Origin of the sequence: Treponema sp. (assembly GCF_024696245.1) — a bacterium.
In the GTDB taxonomy this organism is placed as follows: Bacteria; Spirochaetota; Spirochaetia; order Treponematales; family Treponemataceae; genus Treponema_D.
This window is the reverse complement of record NZ_JAILGZ010000107.1, coordinates 26,143-46,115: the sequence shown is the minus strand read 5'-3', so window position 1 is coordinate 46,115 and position 19,973 is coordinate 26,143. Positions and strand designations below refer to the sequence as shown.

Annotated in this window: 22 protein-coding genes; 13 read left to right on the top strand and 9 right to left on the bottom strand. The window is 38.1% G+C overall.

Translation table 11 applies throughout. The features are described 5' to 3' along the window. The 3 genes from K6D58_RS07460 to K6D58_RS07450 all read left to right on the top strand — a co-directional run. On the top strand, positions 1–633 hold a 633-nt coding region (locus K6D58_RS07460), incomplete at its 5' end, for an SbcC/MukB-like Walker B domain-containing protein (protein WP_296829189.1). Beyond that, a complete protein-coding gene (locus tag K6D58_RS07455) occupies positions 630–1,853 on the top strand; it encodes a Wadjet anti-phage system protein JetD domain-containing protein (protein ID WP_296829186.1) in 1,224 nt (407 codons plus the stop codon). The genes K6D58_RS07460 and K6D58_RS07455, both read left to right, overlap by 4 nt. Positions 1,854–2,042: 189 nt before the next feature. After that, a complete protein-coding gene (locus tag K6D58_RS07450; protein ID WP_296829183.1) occupies positions 2,043–3,344 on the top strand; it encodes a Fic family protein in 1,302 nt (433 codons plus the stop codon). Between the two features lie 293 nt (positions 3,345–3,637). On the opposite strand, the gene ettA is transcribed toward K6D58_RS07450, so the two are convergent. Next, the gene (gene ettA, locus K6D58_RS07445) at positions 3,638–5,401 is read right to left on the bottom strand and encodes an energy-dependent translational throttle protein EttA (protein ID WP_296829179.1); all 1,764 of its coding nucleotides are present in this window, start codon (positions 5,399–5,401) and stop codon (positions 3,638–3,640) included. 184 nt (positions 5,402–5,585) lie between these two features. On the opposite strand from ettA, the gene K6D58_RS07440 reads away from it, so the two are divergent. From K6D58_RS07440 to K6D58_RS07430, 3 genes are all read left to right on the top strand, one after another. Continuing rightward, positions 5,586–7,433, top strand: coding sequence for a M30 family metallopeptidase (locus tag K6D58_RS07440; protein WP_296829177.1), 1,848 nt, complete (start codon positions 5,586–5,588; stop codon positions 7,431–7,433). Positions 7,434–7,502: 69 nt separating this feature from the next. Then, on the top strand, positions 7,503–8,606 hold the full coding sequence (locus K6D58_RS07435) for an aminopeptidase (protein ID WP_296829174.1): 1,104 nt from the start codon (positions 7,503–7,505) through the stop codon (positions 8,604–8,606). A 33-nt stretch (positions 8,607–8,639) separates the two neighbouring features. Further along, positions 8,640–8,846, top strand: a complete 207-nt coding sequence (locus K6D58_RS07430) for a hypothetical protein (protein ID WP_296829171.1) — start codon at positions 8,640–8,642, stop codon at positions 8,844–8,846. A gap of 21 nt (positions 8,847–8,867) precedes the next feature. Here the strand turns inward: K6D58_RS07430 and K6D58_RS07425 are convergent, their stop codons facing one another. After that, the gene (locus K6D58_RS07425; RefSeq protein WP_296829168.1) at positions 8,868–9,263 is read right to left on the bottom strand and encodes a hypothetical protein; all 396 of its coding nucleotides are present in this window, start codon (positions 9,261–9,263) and stop codon (positions 8,868–8,870) included. 100 nt (positions 9,264–9,363) lie between these two features. Between K6D58_RS07425 and K6D58_RS07420 the strand changes: the two genes are divergently transcribed. Beyond that, positions 9,364–9,816: a low molecular weight protein-tyrosine-phosphatase gene (locus tag K6D58_RS07420; protein ID WP_296829165.1), complete on the top strand. Its 453-nt coding sequence runs from the start codon at positions 9,364–9,366 to the stop codon at positions 9,814–9,816. Here K6D58_RS07420 and K6D58_RS07415 read toward each other — a convergent pair. Then, positions 9,806–11,185 (bottom strand): OmpP1/FadL family transporter, encoded by a 1,380-nt coding sequence (locus K6D58_RS07415; protein ID WP_296829162.1) that lies wholly within the window; start codon positions 11,183–11,185, stop codon positions 9,806–9,808. The genes K6D58_RS07420 and K6D58_RS07415 overlap by 11 nt on opposite strands. 594 nt (positions 11,186–11,779) lie before the next feature. Between K6D58_RS07415 and K6D58_RS07410 the strand changes: the two genes are divergently transcribed. Next, the gene (locus K6D58_RS07410) at positions 11,780–12,199 is read left to right on the top strand and encodes an Hsp20/alpha crystallin family protein (protein ID WP_296829159.1); all 420 of its coding nucleotides are present in this window, start codon (positions 11,780–11,782) and stop codon (positions 12,197–12,199) included. A 113-nt stretch (positions 12,200–12,312) separates the two neighbouring features. On the opposite strand, the gene K6D58_RS07405 is transcribed toward K6D58_RS07410, so the two are convergent. Together K6D58_RS07405 and K6D58_RS07400 are read right to left on the bottom strand one after the other, a co-directional pair. Further along, a complete protein-coding gene (locus tag K6D58_RS07405; RefSeq protein ID WP_296829156.1) occupies positions 12,313–12,663 on the bottom strand; it encodes a hypothetical protein in 351 nt (116 codons plus the stop codon). A 9-nt stretch (positions 12,664–12,672) separates the two neighbouring features. Beyond that, positions 12,673–13,467, bottom strand: coding sequence for a leucine-rich repeat domain-containing protein (locus K6D58_RS07400; RefSeq protein ID WP_296829153.1), 795 nt, complete (start codon positions 13,465–13,467; stop codon positions 12,673–12,675). Between the two features lie 242 nt (positions 13,468–13,709). Here K6D58_RS07400 and K6D58_RS07395 point away from each other — a divergent pair, with 242 nt between their 5' ends. Further along, on the top strand, positions 13,710–14,207 hold the full coding sequence (locus tag K6D58_RS07395; RefSeq protein ID WP_296829150.1) for a hypothetical protein: 498 nt from the start codon (positions 13,710–13,712) through the stop codon (positions 14,205–14,207). A gap of 95 nt (positions 14,208–14,302) precedes the next feature. On the opposite strand, the gene K6D58_RS07390 is transcribed toward K6D58_RS07395, so the two are convergent. From K6D58_RS07390 to K6D58_RS07375, 4 genes are all read right to left on the bottom strand, one after another. Then, on the bottom strand, positions 14,303–14,758 hold the full coding sequence (locus tag K6D58_RS07390; RefSeq protein ID WP_296829147.1) for a hypothetical protein: 456 nt from the start codon (positions 14,756–14,758) through the stop codon (positions 14,303–14,305). Between the two features lie 40 nt (positions 14,759–14,798). Continuing rightward, on the bottom strand, positions 14,799–15,266 hold the full coding sequence (locus tag K6D58_RS07385) for a hypothetical protein (protein WP_296829145.1): 468 nt from the start codon (positions 15,264–15,266) through the stop codon (positions 14,799–14,801). Between the two features lie 57 nt (positions 15,267–15,323). Further along, complete coding sequence (locus K6D58_RS07380; RefSeq protein WP_296829143.1) at positions 15,324–15,548, bottom strand: hypothetical protein; 225 nt, start codon at positions 15,546–15,548, stop codon at positions 15,324–15,326. A gap of 147 nt (positions 15,549–15,695) precedes the next feature. After that, on the bottom strand, positions 15,696–16,154 hold the full coding sequence (locus K6D58_RS07375; RefSeq protein ID WP_296829141.1) for a hypothetical protein: 459 nt from the start codon (positions 16,152–16,154) through the stop codon (positions 15,696–15,698). A 223-nt stretch (positions 16,155–16,377) separates the two neighbouring features. Here K6D58_RS07375 and ribD point away from each other — a divergent pair, with 223 nt between their 5' ends. The 4 genes from ribD to ribH all read left to right on the top strand — a co-directional run bounded on the left by ribD (position 16,378) and on the right by ribH (position 19,958). Further along, on the top strand, positions 16,378–17,523 hold the full coding sequence (gene ribD, locus K6D58_RS07370) for a bifunctional diaminohydroxyphosphoribosylaminopyrimidine deaminase/5-amino-6-(5-phosphoribosylamino)uracil reductase RibD (protein WP_296829139.1): 1,146 nt from the start codon (positions 16,378–16,380) through the stop codon (positions 17,521–17,523). Beyond that, positions 17,524–18,183: a riboflavin synthase gene (locus K6D58_RS07365; protein WP_296829137.1), complete on the top strand. Its 660-nt coding sequence runs from the start codon at positions 17,524–17,526 to the stop codon at positions 18,181–18,183. It begins immediately after the preceding gene. A gap of 13 nt (positions 18,184–18,196) precedes the next feature. Then, entirely contained in the window at positions 18,197–19,408 is a 1,212-nt protein-coding gene (locus K6D58_RS07360; RefSeq protein ID WP_296829135.1) for a bifunctional 3,4-dihydroxy-2-butanone-4-phosphate synthase/GTP cyclohydrolase II, read from the top strand. Between the two features lie 73 nt (positions 19,409–19,481). Then, positions 19,482–19,958, top strand: coding sequence for a 6,7-dimethyl-8-ribityllumazine synthase (gene ribH, locus K6D58_RS07355; protein ID WP_296829134.1), 477 nt, complete (start codon positions 19,482–19,484; stop codon positions 19,956–19,958). Positions 19,959–19,973: the final 15 nt, after the last annotated feature.

Sequence of the window (19,973 nt, the reverse complement as noted above, 5' to 3'; positions counted from 1 at the left end):
AATTCAGAACTAAAACGCATTCCGTTTGGCCGAGATATTTATCAATTCAAAATGGAAGAAAAACCTGACAGACAGATATTTTTCACCATCTGTCAAAATCTTGAGCTATATTCAGAGAGCCCGGATTTATTTACCGAACGTGCTGTTAGTAATGAGAAATTAGCAGATGATGTGCAAAGCTTTCTCAATAAAATTCTTGATACAGATGACGAAGAAGACTATTCAGATTATAGAAATTATTTTACCTATGACATGACAATCAGAAGTCACATCGAAGATGAAGAATCCGAAATGGATTTATCAAAAAAGCAGGGATCAGCCAGCGGTGGTGAAAAACAAACTCCATATTTTATTGTCCTTGCAGCCAGTCTCCTGCAGTTTTATCCTAAAGATGTTTGTTGTGCCAGAATTGCTTTTATAGATGAAGCCTTTTCAGCCTTGTCTAAAGAAAGAATTGAGCAAATGGTAAAATTTTTGGAAGATAATAATTTTCAGGTTTTCTATGCTGCTCCTCCAGAAAAAATAAACAGTATTGGACAGCATATTGATAATACAGTTTCACTTTATACACAAGGAAAATACACCAAACCTGTAGAAGGAAGCTGGTATTCCAGGAGTGTAACAACAAGATGAATTATTCAAAAATTCAAAAGCAAATATTACAAAAACTTCTCACTAAATATGAATCCAGTAAAACATACAAAGGTCAAAACTCTGTAAATCAAAACTTTTCAATAAAACCTACTGATGTGTTCAAAGATTATGAAAAAGATTCAGCGGATATTAACACCATCGATGATTTTGAAAAACAATGTAAATATCTTGAGAATGAAAACCTTATTCACCTTAACTGGAAATATGATAGAATTTCTAGAATTACTGCATACGATAATCCTGAAAATTGGGAAAAATATAGAAATATTCTTGAGGTAAAAGATAAAAACACACGATTAAAAGAGGAAATTGAATATTACTCAAAGTATATTAATACAAATCAAATAATAACAGAATTAGCAAAAGAACAAATTGAGCGTCTTAATCTTGGAAAAGAAGCAAAATATGAAAGAACAGAAGCAGAAAAAATATTTAACTTACTTCTGTTTATTCTAAACAACAAAGAAGAGATTCTCGAACGTGAACTTTCTATTTCAGTTCTTCATGATTCCAAGCTTTGGGAAAAAAAATATAAATCAAAGATTTGCAAACTTCTAAAAGAAAAAATAAATACTTTCGACCTAATTCAAAATGCAGATGAAAAAGAAGCAAACAAAATAATTCTTGAACAGTATAATATTTTTGATAATCCGACTTATGTGTATTTTAAAGGAAAAGCAAATATTCACTTTTCTGATGGAAGTCTTATTACTATTTCACAAGAAAATCCTATTGCCCTGTCTTCTGTTTCGTTAAAAAACATTACAAAACTGGAAATCATTAATACACAAATCATTACTATTGAAAATCTGACTACATTTAATAGAGTAAATAAAGACGATTTATTCTGTATTTATTTAAGCGGCTACCATAACTCAACAAAACAGAATTTTTTAAAACTAATATATGAAAATAATAAAAACAAAAAATACTATCATTTTGGCGATATAGATCCAGACGGATTTTTAATATTAGAAAATCTAAAACGAAAAACAGGAATTCCTTTTTCAGAATATAAAATGACAGTTACTGAACTACAAAATTATTCAACTTATACCAAATCACTGGAAAAAAACGATATTACAAAAGCCACTGGACTTATTTCTCAAGGATTATATCTGAATACAATGAAATATATGCTGGAAAATAACTGCAAACTTGAGCAAGAAATTATCAGCTGGATGGAGTATAAAAAATAACAAACAAGGAATTACTCCTGAGGCAGCCTTAACAAGCTTTTAAGAATATTACTACACTTTGTCTTATTGGATTGGCGACAGTTTACAAAATCCCCTTGTTTGCCCCCCCCGCAAAGAAAACAAGGGAAATTAAGGGAAAATTTCCCCTATTTTCTTGCCTATTTATTTTTCCGGTGTTATGATTTTGATATGATAGAAGAAGCTCCTAAAACAAAAGGAACACATGCGGTTTTTGATATTCTCACTAATCCGGAATATGTTTCTCAAATAGAAAAAATAAATAATGAGTATTATTACTGGGATAAGGTAAAGTATCATGTTCCAAAAGGAGTAAAGGCAGAAGATTTTTGGAATGCAGTAAAGCAAAGCCGGCTCATTGGTAATAAGCAGTTCAGTTTTTCTGCCTGTACTTTTTTCTATAAAGAAACAAATAAGATGCAGGAATATCTCCATAGTTTTGATATGAATTTTGGTGGTACTCTGGCTTCTTCTGATATTCTCTCTGACAAAAACAGGCAGTACTATCTTTTAAGTTCAATCATGGAAGAAGCTATTGCTTCAAGTCAAATGGAAGGTGCTTCTACTACCAGAAAGATTGCTAAGGAAATGCTCAGAAAGCAGGCTAAAGCAAAAGATAAAAGCCAGCAGATGATATTAAACAATTACAATACAATCCGATATCTTTCTGAACATAAGGATGATGAATTTTCCCTGGAACTCTTACTGGAAATTCACAGGCAGATTACAGAAAAAACTTTAGATGATCCAAAGGATGAGGGCCGCTTTAGAAGTGACGACAATATTTTTGTTGTAAACGGAATTACTGGAGAAGTTGCTCACGAACCTCCTTCTTACACAGCAATTAAAAAAACAATAAAAGAACTTTGCAAATTCATTAATACTGAATCAAAAAATTTTATTCATCCCATTATTAAGGCAATAATTCTTCATTTTATGATTTCCTATCTTCACCCCTTTGTAGATGGTAATGGTCGTACAGCCCGCTCTCTTTTTTACTGGTATATGCTTAAAAAAGGTTACTGGCTTACTGAATATCTTTCTATTTCAAGAATTATTTACAAGGCAAAAAGTCAGTACGAAAAGGCATTCCTTTATACAGAACATGATGATTTTGATTTAGGTTATTTTATTAACTACAATCTTCTTGTTTTAAATAAAGCTTTTGAAGAATTAAAGATTTATCTGGATAGAAAATCTAAAGAAGATGCAGCAATTCTCCAATACATGATTCCAGGCTTTAATGAACGCCAGATGCAGATAATAAAAATCTGTGCAGAAAAACCATCTTCCATGTTTACAAGCAGGGATTTGCAAACAAGGTTTAATGTTTCGGTAAAAACGATTCGTTCAGATTTAGAAGGTCTTGTTTCCGCCGGTTTAATGGAATCTATCCCTCTAAACAAAAGACTCACAGCCTACACCAGAAGTAAAACCTTCGATTCCCGCCTAAAAGAAATTAGGGGAAATTAAGAGAAAATTTCCCCTATTTCCATTTCCCCAAAAAACTCAACCAGATACCCAGCCCTCCCCCGTAACCAACCGCCACCACTTAATAAGTCGCCCCCATTACCCAGCCCCTCACACAACCCCGGATAACCAGCCACCCTCCACCAGCAACACCGCCCCAGGTAACCCCAGCACCACCAGCCCCAAAACAAAAAAACACCCCCGCCCCCGGAGCCATCCAGACAGCTACAGCAGCCAGACATCCCGGGAAGCAGGGGTTAGTATTTTAAGAAGAGCCGTCCTTACAGCAAAGGGGCTTATCTTGTAAGTTTGCGGTAGACGGTCTTGTGTGGGTGATCGTCGTCAATGCCAAGTTCCTTCTTGCGCCATTCAGCATATTCAGACCAGTTGCCTTCAAACCACTTAACTTCTGAGTTGTTTTCAAAGGCAAGTATGTGGGTGCAGATACGGTCAAGGAAGTAGCGGTCGTGGCTTACAACAAGAACTACACCTGCAAAAGAATTGATTGCTTCTTCCAGTGAACGGGTTGTTGCAATATCAAGGTCGTTTGTAGGTTCGTCAAGGAGTAGGACGTTGCCGGCTTCCTTAAACATAAGGCCCATGTTAAGGCGGTTGCGTTCACCACCAGAGAGTACGTTTATCTTTTTATTCTGTTCTGCATTAGAGAAGTTAAACCATGAACAGTAAGCATGTGCATTTATTTCACGAACACCACCGTTAAGAGGGCGTCCCTTTTCGTCAACGGCACCAAGTTTAATTAAGTCAGAACCGCCGCTTAAAGTTTCGTAAATGGTCTTGTTCATATCAAGCTTAGATCTCATCTGGTCAACGTAAACAAGCTTAACTGTTTCACCGATTTTAATGTTTCCAGAATCAGGTTTTTCTTCACCAAGTTTTCCATCAGGAAGTTCAACCTGCTGACCTGCAGCTGTTGCAATCATCTTAAAGAGAGTTGTTTTACCTGCACCGTTAGGGCCGACAATACCAACAACTGCACCTGCCGGAATATGAAAGTCCAGGTTTTCAAAAAGAACGCGGTCGTCAAAACTCTTGGTAATTTTTTCTGCATCAATAACAACATTTCCAAGACGAGGACCTGCAGGGATAGAAATCTGTGTGTCCTTAAGCTGAATGCGTTTTGATTCTTCGGCAAGGAGCTGTTCATACTTAGTGATGTGTTCCTTATGTTTAGCCTGGCGTCCCTTTGCTCCTGCGTGAATCCATTCCAATTCTTCCTGCATTTCACGGCGGCGGGTTGAAGCCTGTTTTTCTTCAAGGGCCATTCTCTTTTCTTTAGCTTCCAGCCATTCAGAATAGTTACCCTTAAACGGATAGCCTTCACCACGGTCCATTTCAAGAATCCATCCTGCAACGTTATCAAGGAAGTAGCGGTCGTGAGTAATTGCAATAATTGTTCCAGGGTAATTCTGAAGGTGACGTTCAAGCCATGCTACAGTTTCTGCATCAAGGTGGTTTGTAGGTTCATCAAGGAGAAGAATATCAGGCTGCTGAAGAAGAAGGCGGCAGAGGGCAACACGGCGGCGTTCACCTCCGGAGAGCACGTCTACTACCTGATCAGCAGGTGGACAGCGAAGGGCATCCATAGCAAGTTCAAGATTTGCATCAAGATTCCATGCATCAGCTGCATCAAGTTTTTCCTGAAGTTCAGCCTGACGGGCACAAAGCTTATCAAAATCAGCATCAGGGTCACCAAATGCTTCATTCACTTTATCAAATTCTTCAAGAAGGTCTGTTATAGGTTTAACACCTTCCTTAACGATTTCCATAACGGTTTTGCCTGGTTCAAGATAAGGCTCCTGTTCCAGATATCCCATTGAATAACCCTTTTCAAGATGAGTCTCGCCGGTATATTCAGTATCTTTTCCTGCAAAAATTTTAAAGAGAGAAGATTTACCTGCACCGTTTTCACCGATTACACCAATCTTTGCTCCATAATAATAGGAAATACTGATGTCCTTTAAAACAACTTTTGTACCATACGCGCGGGAAACGCGATCCATCGTGTAAATGATTTTCTTATCGTCAACTGTTTTAGCCATACCCATATTTTAGAGGAGAAAAATACTTTAGTAAATAAAGAAAGCCGTAACATGGGGCAAAGAGCCGTGTTCTACCTTATATAAGCATTTTTTTCTCAATTAAATTGAATCTGTAAAAATCTTATGTTCTATCAATATTTTTGCTATATAATTTAATGGAGAATATTTTTAGACGGAGTTACACATGAAAATATTTAAGCTTTATTCAAAGGGAATCCTTCTGGCAGCTTCACTTTTTGCCTTTAGCGGATGTTTTTTTATCGATTCAACTGAAGAAACAAGTGAATACTATGCAAGTGACGAAGATACTGACTACGTAAAAACCCTGGGTTCTGCAAATACTATTACACTGAACAACGTCAGCGGCAAAACTATTCTTTATGTAAACTACAACGAAAGTTCATCATCAACCATAAGCAAAAGTTACCTCAGATACCTGTCTTCTTCCACCGGTCTTACCACAAGCAGCAGCATCACTACAAGAAGTGCTGATGTTCAGGATGAATCTGAAGAAACTGTAGAAGTTGAATCGAGTCCAATCAAGCACTTTATTCCAAAAGCTGACATGGGAGAGGTTCTTACTTCCAGCGACCGTTCTGCTTCTATAGAAGAGCCAAGGTATTCAACTGTAAGTGCCAGTGATTTTAATGTAGGAGATACTAAATCCCTTTACGTTGACGTTAACTCTTCTATTTCTCAGTTTAAGTCCAAGACAGCTACCCTTTATGCAAAAAATTCTGTTTGTCTTGTATGGGTAATTTCCGGTTATACAACGGAAAACAAGGCCAACGGTAAATATGTAAACACAGATCTGGCTGAATACATAGCTTCAAAATTTGCCAGCCTTTACAATCATGAACGCACAGTCTTTGGAGAAGAAGGTGAATATCTTATCCACGAAACTTCATCAGGCTCAGGATATATTTCTTCAACTTCCATGGAAAACGGAGACAGTGATACAGGTTCTCTTGTAAACATTGTAATTTATGATATCGGTAATGATTATTCTGATGACAATACCAGTGGTATAGTTGGTTACTTCTATTCAAAAGACTACTGGGTTCCTTGTGACAACAGCAGCTCAATGGCCATGTATTCTAACGAAGGAAAATACTTCTATCTTGATTCTTCTTTCTGTAACTATGTAAGTTCTTCAAGTTCATCAGACAGTAAATCAGTAAGATATGCAGGTGTTCAGGATTCAGATGGTAACTCTATTGCCAGCGATACTGCCCTTACTACCCTCTTCCACGAATTCCAGCACATGATTAATTATTACCAGAAGGGCTACGGTTCTGTAGAAACCTGGTATAACGAAATGCTTTCCATGCTTGCAGAAGATATGTTTGCTACAAATCTTGGTGTAAGTGACGATGATGCTCCATGGGGTGCCCGTCTCCCTACCTTTAATGCCTATTATTATGTTTCCGGAATTGATGAATACCTGGGTGAAGATGATGATATGTCAGACCTGGCAGTATTCTCTTATTCAACTGCATATACTTTTGGAGCCTGGCTTGCCCGTGAATTTGGAGGCCCTGAACTTATAAGCTCAATCAGTCAGAACGACTATACCGGAATGGAATCCATAAGAAAGGCTATCTATGAACTTACAGGAGAAAACCTTTCTGCAAACCAGCTGCGCAGAAGATTCATTCAAGCCTGTGCCTTCAGAAATAATTTTGCAACGGCAAATGACCTGCCAACTCTTTACCAGGATGCCGGTGGAGAAATTACCGACGACAACTTTATCAGTGTAATGAATGCCCTGGATATTTATTCCACTGACTTTGTCTACTCAGACAGTGATTTTCTTGGTCCTGCCATCTATGATGATCAGTCATATCCGGATGCTATATCTTACAACAATAAAAGATATACACTTTCAAACCTGAGACCACACGGTTTCCAGATTCACTATGCAGGTGTGGCAAATTCTGATACAGTAACCCTTACATTTACAAGTCAGTCAAATTCCAATGAAGATGTAATTATCCTCATTCAGGATGAATTTGATAACGCTGTAGAGTAATTTCTAAATCAAAAAACTGCATTGTCTTTTCTCAAGTTAAGGCATGCAGTTTTTTTATAAGGACACACTATGAGCATCTTTTCTTCTAAAGACAAAACACCAGCGCAGACAGTCATTCAGGATGTGTGCAAAGTAAAAAAAGGTGAAAAAGTTTTAATCATTGCAAATCCGGAAACAAATCTTATTGCCCAGGATTTATACACAGCCGCCAGTGATAATGGTGCAAATCCCACCCTTATCTTTCAGCCTAAAAAAACATCTATGGATGCGGCAGAAGATGCAGTTGTTGCAGCAATTAAATCAGAACCTGACGTATGTTTTTCTATCAGTGCAGTAAAACTTGGTAAGGACAAAGAAGCTCAGGCAAATCCTTACAAGACAGAAGACGGCAAAAGCTATGACTCTGCCTTTGACTACCTTCTTGACGGTAAAAAAACCATGCGTGCTGTATGGACACCTGGTCTTACTCAGGACATGTTTAACCGTACGGTACAGATTGACTACAAACTTCTTGGTGAACGCTGTAAAAAAATCTGCGAAAAATACAAGGATGCAGTAAGCGTACATGTAACAGCCTCTGGTGGAACAGACGTAATTATTAACGTAGAAGGCAGGGAAGGTCTTGTAGACGACGGTGACTTTTCTAAGCCCGGCTCAGGTGGCAACATTCCTGCAGGAGAAGTTTTTATCAGTCCTGTTGTAGGTAAAACCCACGGCCGCATTGTTTACGACGGAAGCATGACCTTTAGTGACGGGGATTCTATTCTTGAAACACCAATCGATGTAAAAATCGAAAACGGCTATATAACAGACATCAGCGGTGGAGAAGAAGCAAAGCGTCTTCTTAAAGATATTACTGCAGCAGAAAAGGCCGCTGTAGAAATGGAAAACAAGGGAACCCTTCCTAAGGGACAGGGAGAATTTTACGCAAGAAATGCCCGCAGTATCGGAGAGTTGGGAATCGGTCTTAATCCAAATGCCACAATTACCGGCAATATGCTTGAAGACGAAAAAGCTTTCCGCACCTGCCACTTTGCTGTGGGAGAAAACTACGACGGAGACGGAAATGCCCTCATCCACTTTGACGGCGTTGTTCGTAATCCTACAATCGTAATCAGCTATAAAGATAAAAGTGAATTTACTGTTTTAAAAGATGGTGAACTTCAGATTTAAGTTTTAAGGAATAATTTTTAAGGAGCAAATTGAATGAAAAAGCTTATTTTTATCAGCAGTCTTTTTTTACTTTTAAGCAGCTGCTGTTCTTCTAAAAAAGAAAATCCCCCTCAGGAAAATGAAGAAAAGCTTGAGATTCAGGATTCAACTGCCCGCCCTGGAGAAGGTGGTGGTTCAGGTGCTGCCCAGGCTGTAGAAAATATAGAAAAGGCAGAAAAGATTAATAACCAGGCTGAATGATTTTTGCAAAAATAACTAAGCCTAATCTTTAAGCCAGTTTTTTAGAACATTTGTAACAACATCCGGATTTTCCCTAAGCTTCTTAAGGTAATCCGGATCTACTTTTGCCTTTGCTGCAGCTTCAAAATCAGTAAGCTCTTTTACGGCAAAGCCCTTGTTTTTTCCCCAGGACCTGAAAAACTCCAGTACGGAATTTTCCCTGCGGACCATTTTTTCATCAAAAGGATCGTAATATCCAAGAGCCCTTATTTCTTCAGTCAGTCTTTTTACCTGTTCCGGTTTAAGCTTAAGCCTTTTATAAAGGGAACGGGCTACACCATGTCCTTCCGGCGAAGAACCTATTTCGCACAAAAGAATTGCTGCCTTCTGAGGACCTGTTAATCTTATGGAGCCATCACTGACTTTAGTTAATTCCATGCCCTAATAATACCCCATGTCCCCAATCCTGTCATCATCAGCTGCTAAAGTCCCAGGCAAAGGTCTGTAAAAAAGCCTTCTTTTATTTTACAATACCACCATGACACGCATACTTTTTATCTGCCACGGCAACATCTGCCGCTCAACAATGGCACAGTTTGTAATGACAGATCTTGTAAACAAAGCCGGCCTTTCTGAAAAGTTTTATATAGATTCAAAAGCCACAAGTACAGAAGAAATCGGCAATCCGCCTCACCATGGCACCGTAAACAAACTCCGCCAGATGAATATTCCCGTTTTAAAGCACCGCGCCTCTCAAATGACAAAAGCAGATTACGATAACTTTGACCTGATAATCGGAATGGATGAATGGAACTACCGCAACATTATGGGGATAATAAAAAATGACCCGGATCAGAAAGTGTCTCTCCTGCTGGATTACACAAACCGTCCGGGTCAGATTGCCGATCCCTGGTATACCGGCAACTTTGATCAAACCTTCACTGATGTAATGGAAGGCTGCCAGGGTTTATTGAATAAAATTATAAGTTAGGGAACACGTAAGTTACACCAAGTGAAAGGTTAGTAACTGACTTACTAAGTTCTGTCTTGTTTCCTTCAATATAATAATCAGTGTCAAAGTATTTTGCCCAAAGACATGAAGCTGTAACTGTAAGGTTTTCTACAGGGTAAACTTCAAAACCAGTTCCTACACAGAAGCTGTCAAGAACAGGGTTGAATGTAGAGTTTGAATCATCCTTAGTTCCCTGCTTTCCGTACTGAATACCAAGGCTGTAAGAAACCCATTTGCAGATATCCCAGTCAGCACCAAGAGCAACTTCCCATGAATCATCATAGTCTGTTTCTCCAAGAATTGAATCCTGATTAGCAAACTTGTTAAAGTAATAGTTAAAGCTTGCACTTACGTAAACAGGTTCAATTACCTGCCATCCTGCACCAAGGTTAAGGGCAGCTGGAAGATCTGTATGGAAAGTTTTTCCGTCATAAATACCAAAGCTGGAAGCAAGTGCACCCTTTACTTCTGTAACTTCATATTTAACAGAAGACTTTGACTGGAACTGAACTGCCAGGTCTACTTCTTCAATAGGGCGGTAGTGAATGCCAAATACACCACTTACTGTATAGCCGTTTGCTTCATAAGAAATTGAATCGCTTCCATTTCCTAAAGAAGTAAAATATGCAGACTGAATTTCCATGCTCTGGGTTCCGTGTACATAGCGGAGACCTGCTGCAAAAGAAAGGTTATCAAGGAACATGTAAGCAACGCCCAGCTGTCCACCGTAAGTAATTGAAGTTACATCCAGGGAATGATTTGTAGCTGCTCCAACAAGAGCTGTTGCTGCTCCTGATGCCTGATCACCTGCTGCTGTATAAGCTGCTGCTGTAGTAGAATCACCTGCTGCTGTATAAGCTGCTGCTGCTGTATAAGCCTGTGTTGCCTGAGTCTGATAATCTAAAGCTGCAGAAGCAAAAAGAAGGGTTGTAGCAGAAGTACCTTCACTATAAGAAAGGGAACCACCGCCAGCATAAACACCAAAGTTTCCAAATACTGCAAACTTACCGCGCTTGTAAACAAAATCAGCATCAGGGTATACCCATACAGTTGTTTCGTCATTTGAATAGTAATCGTTTATACCATAAGAAGCATAAGCATTACCTGTCTGCAGTTCGTTACCATATTCCTTAAATACAAACTGGTTTCCTGCTTCTAAATAAAGACCGTCTTCCATAAATACTGTTCCGGCAACATTGTAATAAGAAGCTTCTGGACGTTTTGCTTCTGTGTTACGGCTTGGATTACGAAGGTAACCAGTGCTCATGTTTGTCTTGTTTTCTACGCCACTGGCAAAAACAGCTGCTGTACTAAGAGCTGCAATTACAGTAAGTACCAACTTTTTCATAAAACTCTCCTTGTTAAACCCATGAAGGGTAAAAAGAAAATGCCTGAATGACTTTGACACTTTCATCTTCAGCCTGTACAAAATGACATTTTACGTCTTTTTGTCATAAGAACTTCAATATACTTACAAGTAAAAGCTTTGTCTACAGAAATTTATTGAAATTTTATAAGGAAAGTCACTTACTTAAAAATAATCTTTAGTAAAAAGCGTCAGCCTGAATCAAAATGCATCAAAATGACACATGCCACTGGGTCAAAATTACCCATCCTGCCCCAATTCACCATAAAACTGGCCGTTCAAAGCCCAAAAGCCCTCTCCTTACCCTTAAAAAAAGCTCTGTAAAAAAAAATTTCAGCCTTTTTTTGTCCCAAAAAAACTCCTGCCGGCACCCCTGCTCCATCCCAAAAAGCACTTTTCTTCTATGTTTAACCCATTTTTTTGCCTCTTTGCCCCGGAATTCAGCTTAAAAATAAGAAATTTTCAAAAAATCCACAAATTTTCAGGATTTTTCCAATCAAAACTTTAACTTGGCACAGAAATTGCTATAACTATATATGAAAACAAAAATTAAATCGTACTGCAGGAGGTAACGATATGAATACACTTTCACTTTTTGACACACTTTTTGGTAACGACGGCTTTGCATTAACTGGATGCAACACAATGCCACAGGTTGATGTAATGGAAACAAAGGATTCATACGTTCTGGAGATGGATCTTCCTGGAAAAACTGAATCCGACATTGACCTTTCCCTTAAAGAAGGAATCCTTACAATTTCTTCTGTAAGAAAGGCTGATGAAAAAACTGATGATAAAGAAGCAGAATCTGAAGAAGAACAGAAAAAGTGGCTCATTAAAGAACGCCGCAACTCTGACTTTAGAAGAACCTTCCAGCTTCCAAACGACATTGATCCTGAACAGGTTAATGCAACCTTCAAAAACGGTGTTCTCAGCATCTCTATGAAGAAACGCCCTGAACCTTCAGTAAAGAAGATTGCAATCACAGCTGCCTGATTAAAACAAGAGCTTTAACCTGACAACAAAGGACCTGGCCCTGTTAATACAGAAGTCGGGTCCTCTTTTTTTATACTTTTTACGGGAGTCAATAATAAATTTTAAAGAGTTTTTTACTTTTCAAAAACAGTGCGCTGCTTTACTGCATGAGCCAGGGAAGCGACGTCTTTTTTAAACTCGTCACCTTTTCTTCCGATGATAGCCTGTGAACATGAGTAATGAGCAGTAGTAAGACGCTCAAGAATATTGTGTTCAAATTTAAGGGCAGTTGGATTTGTTTCAGGCTTAATTCCCCTTACAATCTCACAAATAGAAGCAATCTTTTCCTTTTCTTCTGAATAAAGATCCGGAAGAGCTGTAGCTTTTTCATTAAGAGTCACCATATGGGTCTTAATCTGACTCAGGGAACTGTTTGGGTCTTCCCTGTCTTTTTTAGAGGTTAACTTTTTTAATAATCTAAACATAGCTGTACTTTATGCAATCTCGTCTTCAAGTTGTCTAAGGCCACTTTCATGGCACCAGTTCTCTGCATAAGAACCTTTCTGACATAAGACTTTAACATGTTTATCAAAAGCACTCAACTCTATGTAATCAACAGTCTCAGGAAGAATTACACTGATTCCCTTTGTACCGGCAAAAGCTTCTTCACTAATAGAAGTAACGCCTTCAGAAATACGAACCAGCTTTGCCTTTGTTCCATAGAATGCTCTTGGAGAAATACCACGAACTTCACGGGTAGTTTTTACTACATCACTGTCGCCGTTATAAAAAAGAAGCATGCTGTTGCCTGTATTAATCATCATATTATCCTGGTAAAGATAATTCTTGTTTACAGACAGATATTTATTGGTATTTGGAAAAGCCGATGCTGCACAGGAAGTAAGATTATCCGGAAGAACAAGGTTTTTTACACCAGTACAGTTGGCAAAAGCCCTTTCTTTAATAGCTGTAACACTTTCCGGAAGAATTATGGATTCAACATTTACACAGTCACAGAAAGTACCGTCATCAATAACAGCAATTCCATCAGGAATCTCTACTGAATCAAGACTTTCGCAGTTTGCAAAGGCATATTTACCAATAGCCATAACTGTTGGGGGAATTTCGATATTAGTAAGGTGAATACAATCAGAAAAAGCCCTGTCACCTATTACAAGAACGCTTTCAGGTATTTTTACAGAACGTACGTTTCTGTGATTTTCGATAGTATCTTCTGTAATTTCGATAGTACCTTCAGGAATTACTACATCTACAAGTATATTTGCCATATTTACCTCGCATTCCGTCTTATTTTTTTTTACTAATTATCTATCTATACAATAATAACATTGAAAATGTCTGTTGTCCATAAATGAAGTCCCCTATAAAGGCCCTGTCTGCTTAAAATTAGCTTATAAATCTAAAAAAATTGCACTTTTTAAAGGCCGGATTTATAATTACGTGAAAACGTTTTCATAAATACTTAAGGAGGGAAAACTATGACTAAAATGAATACCGTTACTGGCTTGTAATGCCTGGCTTATGTGATGATACAAACCCTGACGCCTTCAGTCTTATGGCTTGTACCGGCGGCAACAGCAGCTACAGCAGCATTACAACAGTAGGTACCCTCTCTAACCTTTATCTCTTTGCAGATACCAGCGACACTCTGGAAATAGAAGAAGGTACATCTATGTCCGCATGGAACACTACAGTAGATGACAATAATGCAAGAACAAACAAACTCTTTATTAAAGATACTGATACAATCAACACCCTGATTGGCAACTACAAGACTGCTACTTTCTATATGGAAGATTATTCTTCTTACAGAACAAATGATGCAGGTTCTTCAGACGGTTATGTAACATGGAAGGCTATTAAGCTTGCAAGTGATGATGATCTTTATATAAGACATGAATATTGTGTTTATCGTGCAACAAGTGATGATCCTTACAGCTACACAGTAGACGGAGACGATGCAAAATGTGCAGCCCTCTCATATAAATATCTTGAACTTACACAATAAAAAAAATACCCGGCTTTAACTGCCGGGCACTCAGGCCTGATGTTTTAAGTTTTATTTTCTTAAGCATCAGGCTTTTTTTTTACAGAAAGAATCAATTAGTCTTTCTTAGTAAATGTCATTTTTACAACCATTGACTGATCTTCTGCAGCAATAGAAAGTGCAAAATAGAACTGTTTCTTGTCATCAGTTAAACGCCATGCAGTATCACCACCAATTGTAATTCCGTAGTCAGCAGACTGAGCAATAATTTCGTCTGTTAAAGGAATCTGGCCTGGAAGTTCAACAAACATCATGTCTTTAAGTTCTTCAAGTGTTGTTTCTTCTTCTTCACCTTCAGACTTAATGATTACTTTAGAAGAGTCCTTCTTTCCCTTAATTTCTACTTCTGCAGTTTCTGTCTGAGCTTCTCCATTTTCTTCCATTGAAACTTCAAGTGTCCAGTTTCCTACAATCCACTTTGAATTCAAATCGTCTGCTTCAATTACTTTGTCAGCAAATGTTACTGCTGAAGCCAGGAATAAACCTGCAAGTACTGCCATTAACTTTTTCATATCATCCTCCTAGATGGTATTTCTATTTCTAAAAACTACATTATTTTTTTGTCATACTGAATGAATAAAATTCAGTACGGCCATCTAATTCAGTAATTTTTATTTCCGATGTAATTTTAGTTTTTGATGGATTTAAATACAAAAGTGCATCTCCTTCTATTTTTAATCCATCATATTCAAGTTTTTTTATATCTTCAGGAGAAGGCACATCTGATACATAATAATAGAAGACTTCATCCCTAAGACCATCCATATCAGTGCTTTCCTTAGAACCTGACTGACGGACAATCTCTACCTTATCTTCTGAATCTACTGTTACGGTAAAATTCCTGTTTACCTGATATATGCCTTTTGTCTCTGAGATTTCTGCATCCCAGCTTCCCTTAAGCCAGGCAGTAGAAAAATCATCAACTGTAATTACAGAACTCTTTTTATTATTTTTATTGCAGGACAGCAAAAGAAGGGGAGTTAGAATTAAAACTGAAATTGCAAATAATTTTCTGAACACGATAGTTTATTATTTAAGAAATATTTTCTTCTGTCAACGAAAGATTTTACCAGACAACTATTCTATATACTCAAAATCAGATGCCTTAAAGCCAAAATCATCTACTTCTATATCTTCAAGATCAAAGGCATCATCAGCATATTCTGGTGGAGAAAGCTTTACTTCATATTTTTTTTCTGCAGCTGAACGGGTATCTTTCTTTGCCTTAGCCTTTTTTTTGCCGCAGCTAAATAAAGTCAGAGACATAACTACTGTTAATATCAACAGAACAAACTTTTTCATATCATCCTCTTTTTAAAAGGTATCATGTTAAATAACAGATTTCAAGCTAAAATCAATAATCCTGATAATTACACAGAAAGTTATGTTTAAAAGAAAAAAGGCCTCCCGCATTGCAGGAAGCCTTCCCTTAAAGAAATTTATGACAGATTAGAAATCTAAACCATCTAATGCATCTTCAAGATCATCTAAATCAAATTCATCTTCGCTATAATCGTCGTCATCATCTTCGTCTTCGTCTTCATCTTCGTCTTCATCTTCGTCAGCTGTTTCTTCGTCATCAGAGTCAGCTTTTACTTCTTTATAAACAAATTCTACGTCAGATGTTTTGTCGATGATTGTGTTATCCTTATAAACGAATTTACCTTTTTCTCCCTGAACAGTAACAGCAATATTGTTTCCACTTACAGAATAAGTTCCTTCATATTCCTGCCATCCAGATTCAAGCTTTACATTTTTTTCATCAACAAATTTAATTGTAGCAGAAGCTTCAGAGGATTCAAAAACTCTTCCTTTAAGTTCTACTGATTTTGCTGAATCTTTTTTGCTGCAGCTTCCAAGTGAAAGGGCAGCAACCATTGCTAATACGACTGCAAAAATCTTTTTCATCGTAAATACTCCTAAATACCCAGATGTAATCACTAAATAAAAACAATAACATTGTCATCAATATTTAAGTGTTACTTATAGGAAACAAAATTATAAATATTAGTAATATTAATTCAATAGTGTGTAAAATTATTGAAAAAAGTTAAGAAATTTTATAAATCCTTCTTTTTTTTACAATATCCTTGTACTTGATTAAATAGCTTATAAGATATACAAATAAAGTATGAAAAGTTCGATATCAAACTATTCTGAAGATTTTATGCGCCGCGCAATTCAACTGGCTCAAAAGGGAGAAGGCTTTGTACATCCTAATCCTATGGTTGGAGCCGTAATTGTTCGTGACAATAAAATAATTGCAGAAGGATATCATCATAATTACGGCAATCTTCACGCAGAAAGGGATGCCCTTAAAAATGCAGCTGACAATAATATAGATGTTAAGGGTGCAGAGATTTATATAACTCTTGAACCTTGCTGTCACCAGGGTAAACAGCCTCCTTGTACCCAGGCAATTATTGAATCAGGAATAAAAAAGGTTTATATAGGCAGCCGTGATCCAAATCCACTTGTAAACGGAAAAGGCGTAGAACTTTTAAAAGCTGCAGGCATAGAAGTAGTTCAGGATTTTCTTAAAGATGAATGTGATTCAATAAATAAAATTTTCTTCCATTATATTCAGCATAAAAAACCTTATGTAATTTTAAAATATGCAATGACCTTAGACGGCCAGACTGCAACCTATACAAAAGACAGTAAATGGATAAGCGGAGAAGCTTCAAGGCTTAACGTTCACAAAACCAGGGCAAATGTAGCAGCTGTTCTTACAGGAATACAGACAGCCCTTTGTGACAACCCTATGCTTAACTGCCGCCTTAATGACGGAGAAAAACATTTTAATCCCACAAGAATTATTCTTGATTCCCATGTTCAGTTAAAGGAAGATTCAGCTCTTGTTAAAAGTGCAAAAGATATTCCCCTTATTGAAGTTTGTGCCCTGGACCTTACAGAAGAAGAAAACAGCCGCATGGAACATCTTAAAAGTCTTGGGGTAAAATTCATTCAGACAGAAAGCTGTGACGGAAAAATCGATCTTGAAAAACTTCTGACTCTCTTAGGTCAGGAAGGTATAGACAGCATACTTATAGAAAGCGGCGGCTACCTTAATGCTTCTTTCCTCTTTCAGAAAAGCATGCCTCTTGTAAACGAAGTACATGTTTACCTTGCTGCAAAATTCTTTGGTAATGACGGCCAGAGTATTTTTAATCCGGTAAGAGGTCTTGGTGTTGAACTTGCAAAGGATGCCCTTGAGTTAAAAAAGCCTTCAGTTGAATTTTTTGACAATGACATCCTTTTAAAATACGAGGTGTAAATGTTTACAGGAATTGTAGAAGAATTAGGAAGCGTATCCCAGATAACTCAAAACGGCTCCTCCCTTGTTCTTGAGCTTAACTGCTCTTTTGCCAGAGAACTTACTTTAGGAGAAAGCGTTGCAGTTAATGGTGTATGTCTTACCGTAACAAACATTACCCCTTCTTCTTTTAGTGCAGACGTAACTCCGGAAACCTTCAGGCGTACTTCCTTAAATATTTTATCAAGCGGAAGTCCTGTAAATCTTGAACGTGCCATGAAGGCAGACGGCCGCTTTGGTGGACACATAGTCAGCGGACATATTGACGGATGCGGACGTTTAGTAAAAACAGAAAAAGAAGAAAATGCAGTAAACGTTTATTTCTGTGCTAGCAGCAAGCTTGGCCGCTACATCATAGAAAAGGGTTCCGTTGCCATAGACGGAATCAGCCTTACTGTAGCAAGCCTTACTAAAGACGGACAGGATTATGTCTTTAGCGTTGCAGTGATTCCCCACACCTGGGAGAACACAATCCTCAGCAAAAAAAATACAGGTGCCCCTGTTAACATTGAATGTGACATGGTAGGCAAGTATATAGAACACTTTATGAATTTTGAAAATAATCCGGCAGACGATTCAATTCCCCAGGATTTTATGACCGGCTTTACAAGTTTTCATTAATAAGGAGAAGAACATGGAAGAAGTTTTTAACACAATAGAAGAAGCTCTTGAAGATCTTCGCAATGGTAAAATCATAATGGTTACCGATGACGAAAACAGGGAAAACGAAGGTGACCTTATTGTTGCTGCCCGCTATGCTACTCCAGAGAACGTAAACTTTATGGCAAGTTATGCAAAGGGACTTATCTGTATGCCTGTAAGTCTTTCCCTTGCAAAAAAACTTGAGTTTGTTCCTATGACTTCAAACAATACAGACAACCACGAAACTGCCTTTACAATTTCTGTAGACCACGTTTCTACATCCACAGGAATCAGTGCCTTCGATCGTTCTGCTACAGCAATGGCTCTTGTCAATCCAGAAGCTAAGCCGGAAGATTTCAGACGTCCTGGACACATGTTCCCTCTTATTGCAAAACCAAAAGGAACTTTTGAACGTAACGGACACACAGAAGCAACTGTTGACCTCTGCCGCCTTGCAGGTCTTGAAGAAGCAGGTCTCTGCTGCGAAATTATGAGCCAGGACGGACACATGGCCCGCCTTCCTGAACTTAGACAGCTTGCTAAGGAATGGGGAATGAAGCTTGTAAGCATTGCAGACCTTATTACTTACAGAAAGAGCCACGAAAAAATTGTAGAAAGAGCTGCTGTTGCTAACCTTCCTACAAGATACGGCCAGTTTAAAATGTACGGTTACAAAGATTTGATTTCCGGAGTAGAACATGCAGCCCTTGTAATGGGAGATGTTTCTGACGGAAATCCAGTTCTCTGCCGTGTTCACAGTGAATGTCTTACAGGAGATGCTTTTGGTTCATTAAAGTGTGACTGTGGTGAACAGTTTGACTCTGCAATGAAGCACATAGCTCAGGAAGGAAGAGGCGTTCTTGTTTACCTGAGACAGGAAGGAAGAGGTATCGGTCTCTTAAACAAAATAAAGGCCTATGCCCTTCAGGACCAGGGAATGGATACCGTAGATGCAAACCTTGCCCTTGGACTTCCGGAAGATGCCCGCGACTATAACTGCGGAATCCAGATTCTTCGTGACCTGGGAATAAGCAAGCTTAAGCTTATGACAAATAATCCTAAAAAGATTTACGGTCTTAACAGTAAGGAGTGCGGTCTTGAAATTACAGAACGTGTTCCGATTCAGATGCCGGTTCATGCCCAGGATAAGTTTTACCTTACAACAAAGGCTGTCCGCATGGGTCATATTCTGACCAATGTCTGAGCAGGCTTAAATAATAAAAACAAGAAGGTGCTGATTTTACAAAAGGCCCTATCAAAATATCAAGGAGAAATATATGAACATTATTGAAGGAAAAATGGTAGCTTCTAAAAAAGACGGAAGCAAAATCAAGGTTGGAATCGTAGCAGCACGCTTTAACGAATTCATTGTTTCAAAACTTATTGAAGGTGCAAGGGATGCCCTCCTCCGCCATGATGTTCCGGAAGAAAACATCGACCTTTGCTGGGTACCAGGCAGCTTTGAAATTCCTGTAGCAGCTCAGAAAATGGCAGAAAGCAAAAAATACGATGCCCTTATTTGTCTTGGTGCAGTAATCCGCGGTTCAACAAGCCACTATGATTATGTTTGTGCAGAAGTTTCTAAGGGTGTAGCTCAGGTTGGCCTTAACGAAAAGATGCCTGTAATGTTCGGTATCCTTACAACTGATACAATCCAGCAGGCTATCGAAAGAGCCGGAACTAAAGCAGGTAACAAGGGTTACGACTGTGCTCTTGGTGCTATCGAAATGGTTAACATGATGAATCAATTCTAAATAATTGCTATACTT